This window comes from Paenibacillus lutimineralis (assembly GCF_003991425.1).
GTDB classification, from domain to species: Bacteria; Bacillota; Bacilli; order Paenibacillales; family Paenibacillaceae; genus Fontibacillus; species Fontibacillus lutimineralis.
Window position 1 is genome coordinate 240914 of the sequence record NZ_CP034346.1, and the last position, 15463, is coordinate 256376.

Annotated in this window: 17 protein-coding genes; 9 read left to right on the top strand and 8 right to left on the bottom strand. The window is 39.4% G+C overall.

Annotation, left to right across the window (positions count from 1 at the left end; translation table 11 throughout):
- Positions 1-11 precede the first annotated feature (11 nt).
- On the bottom strand, positions 12-155 hold the full coding sequence (locus EI981_RS28895; RefSeq protein ID WP_162616045.1) for a hypothetical protein: 144 nt from the start codon (positions 153-155) through the stop codon (positions 12-14).
- Between the two features lie 57 nt (positions 156-212).
- Between EI981_RS28895 and EI981_RS01125 the strand changes: the two genes are divergently transcribed.
- From EI981_RS01125 to EI981_RS01160, 8 genes are all read left to right on the top strand, one after another.
- Positions 213-1007, top strand: coding sequence for a helix-turn-helix domain-containing protein (locus tag EI981_RS01125; protein WP_126994687.1), 795 nt, complete (start codon positions 213-215; stop codon positions 1005-1007).
- Positions 1008-1095: 88 nt separating this feature from the next.
- Positions 1096-1485: a DUF8051 family protein gene (locus EI981_RS01130; protein ID WP_126994689.1), complete on the top strand. Its 390-nt coding sequence runs from the start codon at positions 1096-1098 to the stop codon at positions 1483-1485.
- 531 nt (positions 1486-2016) lie between these two features.
- Positions 2017-3783 (top strand): sensor histidine kinase, encoded by a 1767-nt coding sequence (locus EI981_RS01135; protein ID WP_126994691.1) that lies wholly within the window; start codon positions 2017-2019, stop codon positions 3781-3783.
- Between the two features lie 21 nt (positions 3784-3804).
- Positions 3805-5388 carry a response regulator gene (locus EI981_RS01140; RefSeq protein ID WP_126994693.1) on the top strand — a complete coding sequence of 528 codons (1584 nt, stop codon included), beginning with the start codon at positions 3805-3807 and terminating at the stop codon, positions 5386-5388.
- A gap of 157 nt (positions 5389-5545) precedes the next feature.
- Positions 5546-6820 carry an ABC transporter substrate-binding protein gene (locus tag EI981_RS01145; RefSeq protein WP_227011639.1) on the top strand — a complete coding sequence of 425 codons (1275 nt, stop codon included), beginning with the start codon at positions 5546-5548 and terminating at the stop codon, positions 6818-6820.
- A gap of 74 nt (positions 6821-6894) precedes the next feature.
- Positions 6895-7782: a carbohydrate ABC transporter permease gene (locus tag EI981_RS01150; protein WP_126994695.1), complete on the top strand. Its 888-nt coding sequence runs from the start codon at positions 6895-6897 to the stop codon at positions 7780-7782.
- Positions 7782-8618, top strand: a complete 837-nt coding sequence (locus EI981_RS01155; protein ID WP_126994697.1) for a carbohydrate ABC transporter permease — start codon at positions 7782-7784, stop codon at positions 8616-8618. The genes EI981_RS01150 and EI981_RS01155 overlap by 1 nt, the downstream gene beginning before the upstream one ends.
- A gap of 13 nt (positions 8619-8631) precedes the next feature.
- Positions 8632-9486: an MBL fold metallo-hydrolase gene (locus tag EI981_RS01160; protein ID WP_126994699.1), complete on the top strand. Its 855-nt coding sequence runs from the start codon at positions 8632-8634 to the stop codon at positions 9484-9486.
- A gap of 67 nt (positions 9487-9553) precedes the next feature.
- On the opposite strand, the gene EI981_RS28900 is transcribed toward EI981_RS01160, so the two are convergent.
- The 5 genes from EI981_RS28900 to EI981_RS01180 all read right to left on the bottom strand — a co-directional run bounded on the left by EI981_RS28900 (position 9554) and on the right by EI981_RS01180 (position 13296).
- The gene (locus tag EI981_RS28900) at positions 9554-9721 is read right to left on the bottom strand and encodes a hypothetical protein (protein ID WP_162616046.1); all 168 of its coding nucleotides are present in this window, start codon (positions 9719-9721) and stop codon (positions 9554-9556) included.
- A 60-nt stretch (positions 9722-9781) separates the two neighbouring features.
- A complete protein-coding gene (locus EI981_RS01165) occupies positions 9782-10531 on the bottom strand; it encodes a hypothetical protein (protein WP_126994701.1) in 750 nt (249 codons plus the stop codon).
- Positions 10528-11400 carry an ImmA/IrrE family metallo-endopeptidase gene (locus tag EI981_RS01170; protein WP_126994703.1) on the bottom strand — a complete coding sequence of 291 codons (873 nt, stop codon included), beginning with the start codon at positions 11398-11400 and terminating at the stop codon, positions 10528-10530. The genes EI981_RS01165 and EI981_RS01170 overlap by 4 nt, the downstream gene beginning before the upstream one ends.
- Positions 11394-11756 carry a helix-turn-helix domain-containing protein gene (locus EI981_RS01175; protein ID WP_126994705.1) on the bottom strand — a complete coding sequence of 121 codons (363 nt, stop codon included), beginning with the start codon at positions 11754-11756 and terminating at the stop codon, positions 11394-11396. Before EI981_RS01175 ends, EI981_RS01170 begins: the two co-directional genes overlap by 7 nt.
- 550 nt (positions 11757-12306) lie before the next feature.
- Complete coding sequence (locus tag EI981_RS01180) at positions 12307-13296, bottom strand: zinc-binding dehydrogenase (protein ID WP_126994707.1); 990 nt, start codon at positions 13294-13296, stop codon at positions 12307-12309.
- Between the two features lie 129 nt (positions 13297-13425).
- Here EI981_RS01180 and EI981_RS01185 point away from each other — a divergent pair, with 129 nt between their 5' ends.
- Positions 13426-14289 carry a LysR family transcriptional regulator gene (locus tag EI981_RS01185; RefSeq protein WP_126994709.1) on the top strand — a complete coding sequence of 288 codons (864 nt, stop codon included), beginning with the start codon at positions 13426-13428 and terminating at the stop codon, positions 14287-14289.
- Here the strand turns inward: EI981_RS01185 and EI981_RS29925 are convergent.
- Both EI981_RS29925 and EI981_RS29930 read right to left on the bottom strand, forming a co-directional pair.
- Positions 14272-14697, bottom strand: a complete 426-nt coding sequence (locus tag EI981_RS29925; RefSeq protein WP_162616047.1) for a sulfatase-like hydrolase/transferase — start codon at positions 14695-14697, stop codon at positions 14272-14274. The genes EI981_RS01185 and EI981_RS29925 overlap by 18 nt on opposite strands.
- Positions 14694-15449, bottom strand: coding sequence for an LTA synthase family protein (locus EI981_RS29930; protein WP_250645656.1), 756 nt, complete (start codon positions 15447-15449; stop codon positions 14694-14696). The genes EI981_RS29925 and EI981_RS29930 overlap by 4 nt, the downstream gene beginning before the upstream one ends.
- Between the last annotated feature and the right edge of the window lie 14 nt (positions 15450-15463).

Consider the following 15463-nt stretch of genomic DNA (forward strand, 5'->3'; position numbering starts at 1 on the left):
TGAATAGAACGTCAGCCAACGATACCTAAATCACCTTCCAAAACAATCTCAATAGCGCAGCGGCGAATTGTGGCTTTGAACAGCCACGGTTCGCCTCCATTCATACCATCAGAAAAGCGACCTAGTGAGGTCGCTTTTTTGCTTGTCATATTCATGTTATAAAGAGGGTATGACATAGTGTGTGAAACCTGATGTTTAAGGAGATGCTTACGATGATTCGAACCTTTGAACCTATAAATGCCTTGCATAAGATAGTGGACTATATCTGGGTCGTAGATTTCGATTTTCTCACAGATGACAACAGAGAAGATATTATTATACCGCTGGGGTACATCAATATCATTTTCAATTATGGGTCTGCTTACAGGCTGGTAGGAGAAGATCAGGAAATGGTGATCCCCGATGCAGTTATGATTGGTCAAATGAAAAGGGTGAAACATGTTCGATATGGACAACAGCTGCATCAAATCGGGATTTCATTAACTCCGTTAGGGTTTATACAATTGTTTCATGTGCCAAGCCTCGAATTGACGGAACGAATCGTACAGGCCATCGACGTAGACCCTGATCTAGATGAGCTGTACCGAATGATGATGAGATCTAAAGATGTGGAGCAACATATTCCGGTAATCAATCATTATTTGCTGCAAAAATTGGCGTTAAATAAGAAGGACACTGGTCGCATAGAGAAAATGCTTACATATGTAGAACAAGAGTATGAAAACTTGAACATTGTGAGTATGGCAAATTTTTTTGGTATTTCAGTAAGTACGTTGGAGCGTTTCTTCAAAAAACATATCGGACTGACCCCAAAGGCCTATGGAGATATTGTGAAGTTCAGAAAACATGTTGAGGATGAAGGATTGAGGGAGGATATGCAGTATCGTTACTATGATCAGTCTCACCTAATCAAAACATCCAGGAAATTTGCAGGCAAAACAGTCAAAGAGCTAGAGAAACTGCCACATGAATTAACCCTTCGTTATGTATGGCATGGTCAGAAGTGAAAATGCCATAGGTGCTGATTTTTTACAATACATGTTCTTTCCTTCCTGATAATCTGAAGACACTAATAGATGAGAGGAAGAGATAACGATGCAGGACATCATGATCATGGCAAGTTTAGTAGTGTTTTTAAATGTAACATTACTCACGATACTGGTGCCGGGAGGACCGATTGAGAATAGAGATTTCTCAAAATTAAAAGGAGTCGTGTTCTGGGGCTTTAATCTGTTTCTGATTTCACTGGGGATTGTTTCGTTTATCGCGTGCTATCTCTTGTTGATTTCCCATTCTAATGCCATTTTCATCACGCAAATTATCGCTGTTTTATATTTTATCGTATACACCATTGACTTAGCGGGCATGTTTCCAAAATCACCTACTAAGATGTCTAAGCCGCTTATGCTTTTCGAAATTATAAATACAACCATGGCTGTATTTCTCTTCCTCTTCGTAACAGCGATTGGTCAAGCTGGAGCATGAGGGCGTTGACATCAAAACCGTGACTACACCCACCGCGAAGCGCCCACCTATGTGGCGTTGCCTTCGGACAGGGGTTCGACTCCCCTCGCCTCTATACATAAAATCCACAACCGAATGAGGTTGTGGATTTTTGCATTTATAGAAAATAGAAGAACAAGCTAACCCAAACGAAAGTGGAGATGAAAACCGTTACCTTCATGGGATTAAACTACGAACTGTATATTCAAGGAATTGGTGAATATTTCTCGGAATAAATCATAGCGGATTTCAGTCACGCAACGCTGAAACAGATCGATCTCATCAAACCGACTATCGATCAATTGCAACGGTCCGGCATTGACTTTAGTGAATTTTACGGCCTTGTCGTCAATCCAGAAGATTTGCAGCGATACACCATGCCAGTCTATATAGCATTTTTAATTTATTGAAGAAAACTGTACTGTTGATGTATATTTAGTCAAAATGTCATTTGTGTACCACATATAAAACAAAGGAGAAGCTAAACATCAAGTGTGAGGAGCGAATGAAATTATGATAAAACTTTTTTTAGATAGAAATCCAATTAAATACAAAATTATATATTCAATTTTGCCGTTTCTAATTATTAGTTACGCTATATTGCTTTGTAGTATTGTATTCGGTATGTATTTTCAAATGAAGTCAACTGTTTCGGAGCAATTTTATCAGCATGTGATTGATAAAGGTGATCAGCTAGATGCCTATCTGAAAGATATGGATGAAGCATCTGTTACTGTTCTGTACAATAAAAAGGTTCAAAAGGCGATTGAGAATATTGAAGGTTCAATGGATTTTTATGAATATAACCAATGGAAAAGTGTTATTCTGCAGTCGTTGGAAAATTCGACCATATTGAATAACAGAGCGAATGTTTATCGGATTATGATACAAAATACACAAGGTGAATTGATTACAAATCATGAACTCTATCCTTTTAATAAAGACGATGTTGACACTAAGATTGAGAATGTAAAGGATGAATCAAGGGTACGCCATGGTAATGTTTATTTAAGTTATGATCGCAATGAGCACAATTCCCTGATATTATCCCGCATGGTGTATGAAAATAATTTGGATCGACAGGATCATGAGATTGCCTTGTTTATAATGGATATCAATTTGAACAAAATTGTGGAAATGTTTAAAAGGAATAGTAATACAGATCAGATGGCTTTTCTATTGTTCTCGGATAAAGAAGAATTAGTACTGAATACATCATTGTTGACAGAAGAAGATTGTTTGATTCTGCTAAAGGAAAAAGAACTCAAGAGTCATAAGAATACGTATACGCCAGTGATATATGAGCTTAGTTATAGTGGGTACAAAATGATTGGCGTTATTAATAATACCAATGTTTACCAGCAAGTGCACACGCTCCTATATGTACAGCTGGGATGGATTGTGCTTTCTATCGTGATTATTGCAGTATCCATTGTAGTTACTTCAAATACAATTTCTAAGCAATTTGATAAATTTATCAGGAAGATTAGGGGTACCAGTCAGTTGGATGATACAGCATATATTCATTTTTCTACAAAGGATGAATTCCATACACTGGCTGAAGTATACAATCTCATGCTGGTCCGAATTAATGCTTTGAAGGATACGATTAATGCCAAAGAGATACTGGCACAGAATGCGCAACTGAAAGCGTTTCAAGCACAGATTAATCCGCATTTTCTATATAATACACTTGATTGTATAGGCGGATTGGTAGATTTGGGGAAACCTGAGGAGACAAAGAAGACGATATCATGCCTAGCTAGTATTATGCGTATGTCCATTAAGGGCAATGATTTTCTGACGGTAAAAGAAGATATAGAATATATAACTCAATATATCTATATTCAGAAAATCCGTTGTCAGGATAGGGTGTTATTTTTAGTAGATGTAGATGAAAGTATTAATGATTATTTGGTTCCCAAACTAATTCTACAACCGTTGATTGAGAACTCTGTACTACATGGTGTTGGTGATATGCGATCAGGAGGAATGGTTATGCTGACAGGCACATCTGAAGATGATTATTTGGTGTTTAAAGTGCAGGACAATGGCAAAGGATTTTCTGAAGATGTAATTCAGCGGTTCAAAGAGCAAGAAGGGGAAGGTTCATCGAGAAGCGAGGAACGAGTAAACAAAGAAGCGAAGGGATCGATGGGACTTTGGAACATACAAGAAAGAATTAGACACTTGTGCGGGAAAAAATATGGACTCGAAATTCGCAATTTATCAAAGGGTGGATCGGCTGTGACGGTGATAATCCCTAAAAAATCACTTTAATTGAAAGGACGGGGATATAAAATGAAAATTTTGATAGTTGATGACGAGTTGGTTTTACGAGAAAAGTTAGAGAAAATTGTTCTTAATTCGGGTTTGCCTTTTCAAGAGGTTTATACGGCAAAGGATGCGTTTGAAGCAATTGATATTATGAATGAAGGAGTACCTGATATTGTGATGACCGATATTCGTATGCCGCAGAAAAGCGGCTTAGAACTCGCACAATATATTCATGAATATACCCCTGAAGTGATGGTTATTATTATCACTGGCTACTCAGAGTTTGAATACGCCAAGGCGGCTATTGCCAATAACGTATTTGAATATTTATTGAAGCCGATTGATCGAGATCAAACAATTGCTTGTTTGAAGAAATGCGTTCGTTTATTGAAATCTCGCAACAAGGAAAGAAATATGTATCATATTTTCAAAAAATATTTCTCAGATAACTATGATACGGTGAAAAAACAATTTTTTGAAAATCTATTTTTTAATATGGTGGAAAGCAGCCCAGAAGCACTTAAGCATCAGTTAGCGGCATTTCAAATTACTCTGACCGCCTATCGAGCTGTGAATATTAAATGTATTTCATCACAGGGATCTTCTTTTGTAGAGGAAGCTTATTATTTTTCGCATATATTGGAGAAATATTTTAACGAGCAGTTAGAACAAGCTATTGTATACTGCTTTGGAACAATTACGCACTTGCTTTGGCCTGTCCGCAGTCCAGATGAAAATCAGGATGCGGATGAGTTGGTTAAGCTTCTTACTGATGCAACTAGAAATATGGAAGATAATTATCCGGTTAGACTAATATGTGGTATTAGCCAGATTAGTACAACACTCGCCGATATTAAGTCATTAAGGCAACAAGCATCATTTTGTCTAGAGGTAATGGATAAAGAAGCAGAACAGGGGATTGTATTTTATGAAGCGCTTTCGGAAACAAAGGATTCTTTTAGTGAACAAATAACACAATTGATCGGGTATATCAAAATAAGGAATTACAATCTGGCAGTTTCTTGTGTAGAAAAAATATTCAAGGAAAAGGATGTAAAGATTGATTATTTTTACGATATCATAAACTTGATTTTGCTTAATGTTTCGATCTTTCTCCACGAAGTACAAATGGATACAGAGCAGATAAAGGAAGTCTGCGGGCGTATGAGCAAGAACATTCAAAATAAAAAAGAGTCTGCTGTTTTATTAGAAGAATTGAAGAAATGGATCCAGGAATTGTGTGATATACTTCAGGAATTTATGCAGAATAAGCAAAATTTCATGATCAATACGATCTATGATTATATTAATAAAAATTATGGCAACCAAATCGGCTTGTCTGATGTCGCGTCTCATGTGGGGCGTAATTCCTCTTATATCAGTCGCATAATCAAGCAGGAGGTTGGAGAAACTTTTACGCATATTTTGACTCAAAAACGAATAAACGAGGCTAAGCGTTTATTAAAACACACCAATTTGAAGGTGATAGAAATCGCTGAAAACTGTGGCTTTCCTAATATCCGTTATTTTAATCGGGTATTTGTAGAGAAGGTCGGGATGACGGCAAATAACTATCGGAAGGTAGTTCGTACCTTTTCAGAAGAGTAGAGAGAAGACGAAATTACGGATTAAGTGATGTCATAAAAAGTGTACAAAAAGTAATAAAGTATGCCCTTAACGCTGCAAGATCGCAACGCTATAATAAGCCTATGAAATAAAACAATTTGCAAATTGTAAAAAATTCAAAATTGAAAGGGATTTCAATGTGAAAAAATCACTAAGTTTAATGCTTATATTTGTATTGCTTGTGCTTCCGGCTTGTGGAACTAATGACCGCAGCGGCACGGAGAATGGGAATGCCGAAGGTGACGAACGAGTCACGGTTAAGCTCGCAGTTTGGGCTTCAGGTGCGGCTGACAATTTTGCTAAGGCAGCTGAAGAATTTAATAAGAGACAAAATAAAATCAATTTTGTGATCGATATGCAGACAAGTTATACAGAATATCTCGGTGCAAAAGTAGCTTCGAATGATTTGCCTGATTTATTCTTCTTGAACCCGTACAGTGAAGTACAGCAATTTGCAAGAAATGGGAAAATTCTAGATTTATCAGACCGCAAATTTAACGATCAACTGTATGATTCGATGAAGGCATCGGGAACCTATGAAAGCAAAATGTATGCGTTTCCAACGGTTTTAGAAATGCTTGGCATCTATTATAATCAAGACTTGTTTAAAGAAGCTGGAATTGAAAAAGTTCCAGAAACATTTGACGAAATGAAAGAAGCAGTTGATAAGTTGAATGCCAAAAACATTACCCCATTTGCTGCAACATTCAAAGATAGCTGGACTCTGATGCATATGCTAAGCACCTTGCAAGGAGCGATTCTAGGCGATGATATGGATGACTGGATAGCCGATATGAATGCTGGAAAAGGGACTTATGATGTAGAAGGCTCTAATCGTGTGTATGAGTTCCTGGATTTGATCAAGGAGAATTCCGGAAAAAACTATATGGATGCGGATTCAACGACTGGCTTCAATGCATTGGCAAATGGTGAGGCAGCGATGTTGTTGTCTGGTGAATTTGCTTTACTAAACTTGTCTAGCATTAATCCTGATCTACCCGTTGGTTTGTTCGCAGTACCGGTGACTGATAACAGTGCAGATGCAAAACTGGATGTGGATGTAGGTATTTCTATTGCTGTAAATAAGGATAGCAAAAATTTAGAGGCGGCTTTGGAAGTACTGGATTATATCAGTGATAATAACGACAAGAATGGATGGTTCCATCATGTAAGTGATAGTTTAGGTAGTTCACCGCCAGCAATGCCTTTTGAAATGACCAAGGAATACCCGTACTTTAAAGATTATACGAATTACATGAACGCTGGTAAAGTTCGCGGTTGGAATTACTTGCAACTTCCATCAGGCTTCGGAAGTACTGCTGGAGAGACCATTCAGGGGTATATGATGAATGGATTGGATAGCAAGCAAACGATGCAGGCATTGGATAATGGAGTGAAAGAGTTATTGCAGTAGTATAAATTGGAAAGCTGTTGTAAAACAAGAATTGTATTTTGCAACAGCTTTTCTTAAAGTTAGGGGATCGTCTAATGTCAGATTTGTTACACAAGAAAAATCAGAAGTTTTACTATCTACTTATTGTACCTGCATTTGGATTGTATATGTTTGCGTTGATAATTCCGCTTGCCTTAGGAACAATTCCATCCTCTTTTCAAAAGTGGAGTCTTTTGGAGCAAGATAAAACGTTCATCGGTTTTGACAATTATATAAAGCTTTTCAGTGATGCTACCTTTCTCCATTCACTCGTGTTCACAATTGTATTGGCTTTATTTACGATTCTAGGAACGAATATTATTTCTTTTTTCGTAGCGCTGCTGCTAGACAACAAAGTGTATGGGAAAAGTATTACGCGGTCGTTTTTCTTTATTCCGAATATTATAAGTGGCGTTATCGTTGCATTCGTATGGTCATTTATATTTACAGGTGCAATACCCACTATAGCGGACAAACTTGGGATGATATGGCTGGCAGAACTCAGTTGGTTTGGTTCAGGAGGAACAGCAGCCTTTACCGTGATTCTGGTAAGCATATGGCAGGCAACTGGATTTTTAATGATCTTATATATTGCGGGTTTGCAGACAATACCAAAAGATGTTGTTGAAGCGGCCCAATTAGACGGATGTACAGGATTTCGCAAAGTACGTTTGATTTATATCCCGTTACTGATGCCGACGTTTACCATTAATTTATTTGTATCCATTGCAGGAGCATTTAAGGCTTTTGATATCCCGCTGGCATTAACAGGAGGGGGTCCGTTTAAAAGTACCCAAACGGTTGCACTAAATATATATAATGATGCTTTTAAAACGTATCAGACAGGTTACGCTTCTGCAAAATCCGTTATTTTATTATTGATTGTTGCGGTGATTGCAATTATCCAGTTACGTGTGACACGGAAGAGGGAAGTGCAATATTAATGAAATTATTAAAAAAGAGAAAAACTCTGTTGTGGACCCGAAGTATAATGTCCTTCTTGCTTGGAGTATTGTTTATGATGCCGGTTTTCTTGATTATTATGAATTCATTTAAACCAAACAAGGAGATATTGGCTTCTTTTATATCATTGCCAAAGAGCCTTTATATTGATAATTTCGTAGAAGCGCTAAAAATAATGAATTTTAATATTGTGTTTCGTAATACGATACTAGTAACGGTATTCACAGTTTTGCTTACTTGTGTAGTTTCCTTTCTGTGTGCGTACGGTCTTACTCATATTAAAAAGAAATTTTCCGACAAAATTTATCTGTTGTTTGTTCTTGGACAAATTATTCCGTTTCACACAGTGATGATTTCTGTCGCTGTCTTAGCAGCGAAAACGCATTTGAATAATTCGCTTCTTGGGCTGGTTATATTTAACAGTGGGTTTTTTACGGCATTTGGTGTTATGACCTATGTGGGTTTTCTAAAATCGGTACCTCGTGAACTGGAAGAATCAGCAGCGTTAGATGGATGTGGACCGGCTCGAACTATGATCCAAATCATATTTCCACTATTAAAATCGACAACGGTTACCTTAGCGGTATTGTTCTTTTTATGGACGTGGAATGATTACTTGTTACCATCCATATTGATTGGGGAAGAAAAATTAAGAACAATTACGGTGAATCTCTATGTTTTTAAATCAGCTACTAATGCACAGTGGAATTTATTGATTGCAGGACTGACAGTATCAATGCTTCCGGTAATCTTGGTTTATATTGTGGCGCAGAAATTTATAACAAGCGGACTGACTGCAGGAGCAATTAAGAGTTGAGGAGGACACATGAATGGATACGAAAGAAATCTCATATAAAGATAATACAAATATAGAAGTCATAGACGGATTCATTGTACAGCAGGTATCCAACGATGTATGGGCAATTGATGAATTCGGGATTGATTTGATGTATCTGATTATTGGTGAGGAAAGAGCACTTCTATTAGATACCGGACTGGGGCTTGGAAATATACGCAAAGTCGTAGAGTCCCTTACAAAGCTGCCGATTATTGTTGTGAACTCCCATCATCATTATGACCATGTTGGAGGGAATAATCGATTTGAGCAGATTTATGCTTATAAAGAAGCGATTCCTGTCATATTGGAGCAGAATACAGCGGAATACAGAAAAAGTTTTTTTGAATCACAGGCAAAGCGAAGGGAATATTCCGGTTGTGACACTTTTGAAGAAGATATGATTCGAGTGGGGAAATTTCAAATGATTGCGATCGAAGAAGGCTATGTGTTTGATCTGGGGAACAGAACGTTGGAAGTGCTCTTTACGCCGGGACATACGAAGGATTGCATCTGTTTATTGGATCGAGAGAATCGATTGCTTTTTTCAGCTGATACTCTTGTGAGCACACCTACGCTTTTATTTGATCATTATTCAGCTGACTTGGGGGTTTATCAGCAATCATTGAAGAAGCTTTGGGATTATCGGGGAGAGTATGAATTAATATTTCCCGGACATTTCTTAAGACCAATTGGAACCATTTATTTGGAGAATATGATGACTTGTGTAGAGCACATTATGGAGAATAACCAAATCGGTGTGAGACGAGATATCAGTGATACGGGATGTTTTGGATACTATTACAAATATAAAAGAGCATCAGTAATATATGGACCTAATAAGATCTAGCTTCAATTTAATCATGCAGAAGTCCGACGACCTATACAAGATCCTCGGACTTTTTTCTTGATGAAATTTAGTCGATCATTGCAAGCTGGAGCAGCGTATGAATGAATACGACTGCCGTCTGCGCGCGTGTCGTTTCACCCTTGGGACTGAAAGCATGTTCACCAGTGTTTGTCATCAAGCGAACATCATCCAGATAGGACGCGTCCACACATTCGATATCCTTATAGCCATGCAAGCCCATAATCTCCTTACAGGAAAAATCGTAATCGGGCCATATTCTTGTCCCTCGACAAAATTAGGAAGACCTATAAGGAATAGGTTTGCCAGTGCTTTTTTGAATTTCGGATGCGTATAAACCATCCATTAGCTGATAGAATTCTCCCCATTGAGGATTATCCTGTTTTTCCTTTTTAGTAAGATAATATAAATACTTATAAATCATTTTCAAACCATTGACACCATCTTCGGGTTCTACCATTTCCATCCGCCGTAAATAATACAAGAGTTCATAAATTTCAATTGCCCCAACATTTGCCAACCCAATCGTTTCTTTGGTTGGTGATTCCAAGAGTCTCAACGCTCTCGAATCATGAGAGGCAAAAAAGTTAAGTGGTTTTGTAGCGATATAGGCTAAAGACTTAACTTCACCACGATCATCAGCGTTATCTAACTCAGGTTCATAGGCAGTATGGGCAGCGATCGCTTTTTCAAATGACTGTCTATAAATTTCTTTATCCGGTTCAAATTCGCTATCTTCCATAACAATAAGATGGCCCTGATCTATTCTACTTAGTGCATAATTTCTTGAGTCGCTACTTACGAGCTCATTAAAAACCACTCTATGAATGGATAGATAAGGGAAAGTAAGAAAAAGCGGATCAAGCCAAAACTTTTGAAATGATTTAAAGGGAATGGCAGACGAACCTCTGACTGTGTTTGAACGATCAAAAGAAATAAAGAAATTAGCATCAAGAGGTATCTGTTGAGTATAGTCGTTAATAAGCGAAACAAGAGCTGGGTTCTGATCGGTTACATTGACTCTCAATCCTCTTCCTCCTTAAATAGGAGGGCCAGATCGTCATCATCATCTAAGTCGGCTTCTTCCATTAACTTGTAGTCCTCTAAGGATTTTCCGAATAGATTTAGATCGTCTGAAAGTTCACTAAGTGATACTTTTCCTTCTTCATAATTCTCAATAAGTTTTCCTAAATTCTCTCCTTCAACCCCAAATAGATTGGTTTTGGTATTGAGTTGTTGGAAAGCCTTTGAGTTTATATTTGAGCCAAGAGCATAATAAATGCCTTCGTGGTCTCTTGCATCAATTTTTAGAAGGTCTTCAAGTACGGTTTTCGAGATTGCACCAACTTCTTGTAAACGACGAACGATTGCTTTAAAAGGCAACCGGTAATCACAATGTATCTCCGCAATTAGGCGCAGCAGCGCATTTGTAGTCCAGCCTTTTAAATCTTGATTGCCTTTGTTCTTTTCCTTAACCTCATGTACAAGTTTTTCGGTAGGAAGGAGAAATTCAGCTGCAAATCGGTTCGCCTTTAATTCCCTGATGTCACTTGAATGATCAAGGCCTCTACATAAAACAAAAGGGTCTGAAGATTCGAAATGGTGATATAATTCATGAGCTAGTGCAAAAATTTGTTTATCCCAAAAATCCGTTGTATTCAAACCGATATAACAAATCGAATACCCATCGTCTTCTTTGGAAGAAAGATAAAGAGCTGCAAGAGGGTTATCAGACTCTTCTCCTTCATTCAAAAAGGGAATCTGTATCAACTGAATGCCCAGTGTTCGTATAACTTTGAAAAGGTTATCTCCTAACGGCCCCATACCAAGCTCCAACACTCTACGTTTTTCTTTGGCAAGCTCTTCAATGGTATAAAGATCTTCTTTTGTTAACACGAAGTCATTTCCTCTCTCTGTCTCTTTCTCAAACGATCATGTTTTCTGAGGCAAAGCATCATAGAAATCATTTTGTCGAAGTTTACACGTTCATTTTCAGTCGTTGCGCTCCCCATCATCGCAAGGAATACCTTCTTCTCATCCGGATTTTCCTCAATATCTTTTAAAGAAAAACGCAGGGCTTCCATAAGAATATTCAATTGTTCAATGCTTGGATAAAAACGGCCGTTCTCTATGCGACTTAATGTATCTTTGTTTATATTGGTCTCCCCACTCAATTCCTCTAACGTAATCTTTCGTACATTTTTACGTTTATGATGTACAATCCCAGAAAGTTTTGTAAGTGAGATACTCATATTAAATCCCTCCAAACTATTTGTAAATAAATTATACTTTGTATATATTTTTAAAACAAGTTTATTTTTAAAATTATACAAATCATATATTAAACGAGGGAACTCGTTTGTTTATTATCTATAAATTATTAGGTGAATTAGCTTTTCTGGAAACTCTGGTAAAAAACCATTGCTTTTACAAATGACAATGAGCGTACAGCCTATTTGCTTACAAAATCATTTTTAATGTTGAATGAATACCATTTACGAATGGGACCTAAATATGCAGTGGAGTTTATAGTAGATATTGCGAAAGGTTTATATTGGAGAAGATCGCTTATATTTTGGAAAAAAATTCTGGAGAAAGATGATATATTTGGTTCACTAGGGAGACATTAAACTGTGACTACACCCACCACGAAGTGCCCATCTATGTGGCGTTGACTTCGGACAGAGGGGCGATTCTCCTCGCCTCCATACATAAAATCCACAACCGAAAGGTTGTGGATTTTTGCTTTTATAGAAAATAGAAGAACAAGCTGACCCAAACGAAATTACTACTTTCAGAGTCTCAATCTATTCTTATTCCAATATTCCCAGATTGCTCCCCCTGTTGCATTCGCTGAAAGGCTTGAAGAGTGTCTTGTAAAGGATAGACACTATCAATAATAGGGCGTATCGAGTGGCGTTCCATAAATTCAAGCATAGCAATAAACTCTTCACTGCTTCCCATAGAGGTGCCGATGATACTGATTTGGGGGTAAAATATAGACCGTACCGCTAGTTCCATTCGATCTCCTGAGCTTGCTCCATACGTGACGATACGGCCATTCGGCTTAATGACATCAAAGTAATGCTGGAACGTCGCTGGCCCGATACTGTCTAGGATGAGATCCACTGTTTCTCCTCTCATACTTTCCTTCCAATCGCTATGACTGTCAAAGGCATGATCTGCCCCATGTGCAAGAGCAGCTTGCCTTTTTGTTTCACTACGTGATGTGACACTGACTCGTGCACCTGCTGCTGAAGCCATAAGCATGGCATAAGTCGCCACACCTCCACCAATACCTGGAATAAGGATATGATCTCCTTGCTTTAAGCTACCTCTTGTGAACAAAGCCCGATAAGCTGTCAAGGCAGACAAGGGCAGCACCCCAGCTTCTTCCCATGACAAGTAAGCTGGTTTGCTGACGGCATTTTGCGCAGGGATGATGATAGACTCGGCGAATGTACCGTCTGAAGGACCGCCCACTATGGCTGGAACGGTCGGGACATCATGGGTAGCTTCCCATCCGATACACGGATTAATGATGACATCGGTACCTACTGTAATGTTTGTTACGCACTCACCTACCGCTTCAATTCTACCCGCGCCATCAGAACCCATAATTAGGGGAACATCCTTATTTGTTCGATCCGCCATGAGAAATAAGTCTCGATGATTCAACCCAGCAGTTCTCAGCCTTACTTTTACTTCGCCGAGGCCCGGCTGTTTGTCAATAACGTCTTCATATGTTAAGCCCTTCAAGCCGTTCATCCCAGCATGTATGATTGCTTTCATCCTAACTCCTCCAGTAATTCGTATTTCGATGAATCTATTGTGAATTGTACAGAGTGGGAATCATACAGTAAAATGAACAAAACCGAATGTGAGTATCATAAATGATCATACCAAGCAGGTGAAATAGAAATGGAAAGCGGAGATTTAAGAATATTTCAAGCTGTAGCTCGAGAGGGGAGTATAACCAAGGCTGCGCAAATGTTGAATTATGTACAGTCTAATGTGACGAACCGAATTCAGTATCTGGAGGCGCAGTTGAAAACCCCCCTTTTTCGGCGATCCAATCGAGGGATGACGCTAACTCCTGCTGGCGAGAATTTACTGGGATATGCGGATAAAATACTGATTCTGATAGACGAGGCAGTGAAATCTACACAATACTCGGACCATCCTTCAGGGCCTCTTCGGATCGGTTCCATTGAAACGACTGCGGTCATTCATCTGACGCCTCTATTGGCCGAATATCAATCACAATATCCAGATGTTAATGTATCACTCATTACAGGTGTGACACATGCTCTCTTACAAAAGGTGCTGGATTACGAGCTTGATGGGGCTTTTGTATATGGACCAATTGACCATCCTGACATAGAACATGTCGCGGCTTTTAAAGAGGAGTTGGTGCTGATATCGGAGCCGGGAAAAAGCAACATGGACGAGCTGCTTTCGAAGCCGATGTTGTTTTTCGATGTTGGATGTACGCATCGGGAAAAAGCGGAGAGTTTTCTGAGAGGAACTGGTCTGGCCACATATCAGATTATGGAATTTGGCACATTAGCAGTTATTCTAGATGGGGTTTCCACTGGTCTCGGTGTGTCTATGCTACCACGATCATCGATTGCCAAGGCGGAAGAGCAGGGCATCATCGCTTCTCACCGTTTGCCTGAAGAGTACCGAGATTTGCAGGTATGGTTTGTGCATAGACATGACTCAATTTACTCAAGTGCATTGACAAGGCTAATACAATACTTGAAGCTAAGCATTAATAGTTAACCCGGAACTATCGATAGCGTCGAGTATCTGCCCGCCGGGCAGATGAATGATCAATGGCACACTTTTTTTCAACTGCTCGAATTCAAGCGAATCGTAATTGCCCACCGCGAATTCCGGAAGCTCGCTATCATTCTTCACCAAGCTGCTGTCGTGGTCGCCGTAGATCACCATCACCGTATTGTCCCACAAACCGTTAGCCTTCAGGTCTTTCACCAATTCCCCGATCGCTTGGTCCATATAATGAATCGCGTGGATATAATCCTTAAATAGAGGATCGCTGTAAGAAGGCATTGTCATTGTTTTGTGCTGCTCGGGTAAATAGAACGGATGGTGGCTGGTCAACGTGACAGCAAATCCAAAAAACGGTTGGTTTACCGACGAATCCAAAAACCCTACGGTCTGCTTCAAAATCCGATATCGTTAAGACCCCAGCCGATCCTCTCTTTCTTTTCGTCATATACGAAATCGCTCGCGCTGTAAAAACGGTTGTACCCGATATTCCGGTACATCACATTCCGGTTCCAGAAGCCGGCGCGGAACGCATGGAATGCAGCGGTATCGTAACCGTTCCGTTTCAGGATCGAAGGCAGCGCTTCGTAATCATTCTTCGGAAACCGGATATAGACCGAACCGGCAGCTAGCGGCTGCAGCGATGCTTTCACGGTAAACTCGGCATCGGATGTCCGGCCTTGCGCGTTCTGATGATAAAAGTGATCGAAATAAAGACTCTCTTTGGCCAGCTCGTTCAAGTTCGGCGTAATGATCTGCCCGTCTATACTTTTGTTAATGACGAAGCTCTGCAACGCTTCGATCTGTACAATAAGGACGTTCTTCCCTTTAGCTATGCCGCGGTAAGGCGTATCAGCTCCGATAGCGGCATTGTGCTCCCGGAACCACTGCTTGTATATGTTGTAATCGTTGGCGTTCACGGTGTAACTCTGAAACAAGCCCTCAATCGAACGGTACGTATCGAATGTGTGAAATCCGATCAGCCCAGTCCCAAGCGCCGCAACAATAACGAACATGGAGCTCTTGGCGATCACGTTCGCGGCGGACAGCTTGGGCTTAGTGCGATCCAAACTGCGGAAAGTGATTATACCGAGCGTCAAAGTGACTACGGCCTCGGCCAGAAAGATCCAATCCGTACTTCGAAACAGCACTTTGATGCTGCTGT

Excerpts from the sequence above, each read along its gene's own strand:
- EI981_RS01135 (WP_126994691.1), top strand. The coding sequence starts at position 2,017 with ATGATAAAACTTTTTTTAGATAGAAATCCAATTAAATACAAAATTATA.
- EI981_RS01130 (WP_126994689.1), top strand. The coding sequence starts at position 1,096 with ATGCAGGACATCATGATCATGGCAAGTTTAGTAGTGTTTTTAAATGTA.
- EI981_RS01155 (WP_126994697.1), top strand. The coding sequence starts at position 7,782 with ATGAAATTATTAAAAAAGAGAAAAACTCTGTTGTGGACCCGAAGTATA.
- EI981_RS01125 (WP_126994687.1), top strand. The coding sequence starts at position 213 with ATGATTCGAACCTTTGAACCTATAAATGCCTTGCATAAGATAGTGGAC.
- EI981_RS01180 (WP_126994707.1), bottom strand. The coding sequence starts at position 13,296 with ATGAAAGCAATCATACATGCTGGGATGAACGGCTTGAAGGGCTTAACA.
- EI981_RS28895 (WP_162616045.1), bottom strand. The coding sequence starts at position 155 with ATGAATATGACAAGCAAAAAAGCGACCTCACTAGGTCGCTTTTCTGAT.
- EI981_RS01160 (WP_126994699.1), top strand. The coding sequence starts at position 8,632 with ATGGATACGAAAGAAATCTCATATAAAGATAATACAAATATAGAAGTC.
- EI981_RS01175 (WP_126994705.1), bottom strand. The coding sequence starts at position 11,756 with ATGAGTATCTCACTTACAAAACTTTCTGGGATTGTACATCATAAACGT.
- EI981_RS01150 (WP_126994695.1), top strand. The coding sequence starts at position 6,895 with ATGTCAGATTTGTTACACAAGAAAAATCAGAAGTTTTACTATCTACTT.
- EI981_RS01185 (WP_126994709.1), top strand. The coding sequence starts at position 13,426 with ATGGAAAGCGGAGATTTAAGAATATTTCAAGCTGTAGCTCGAGAGGGG.
- EI981_RS01140 (WP_126994693.1), top strand. The coding sequence starts at position 3,805 with ATGAAAATTTTGATAGTTGATGACGAGTTGGTTTTACGAGAAAAGTTA.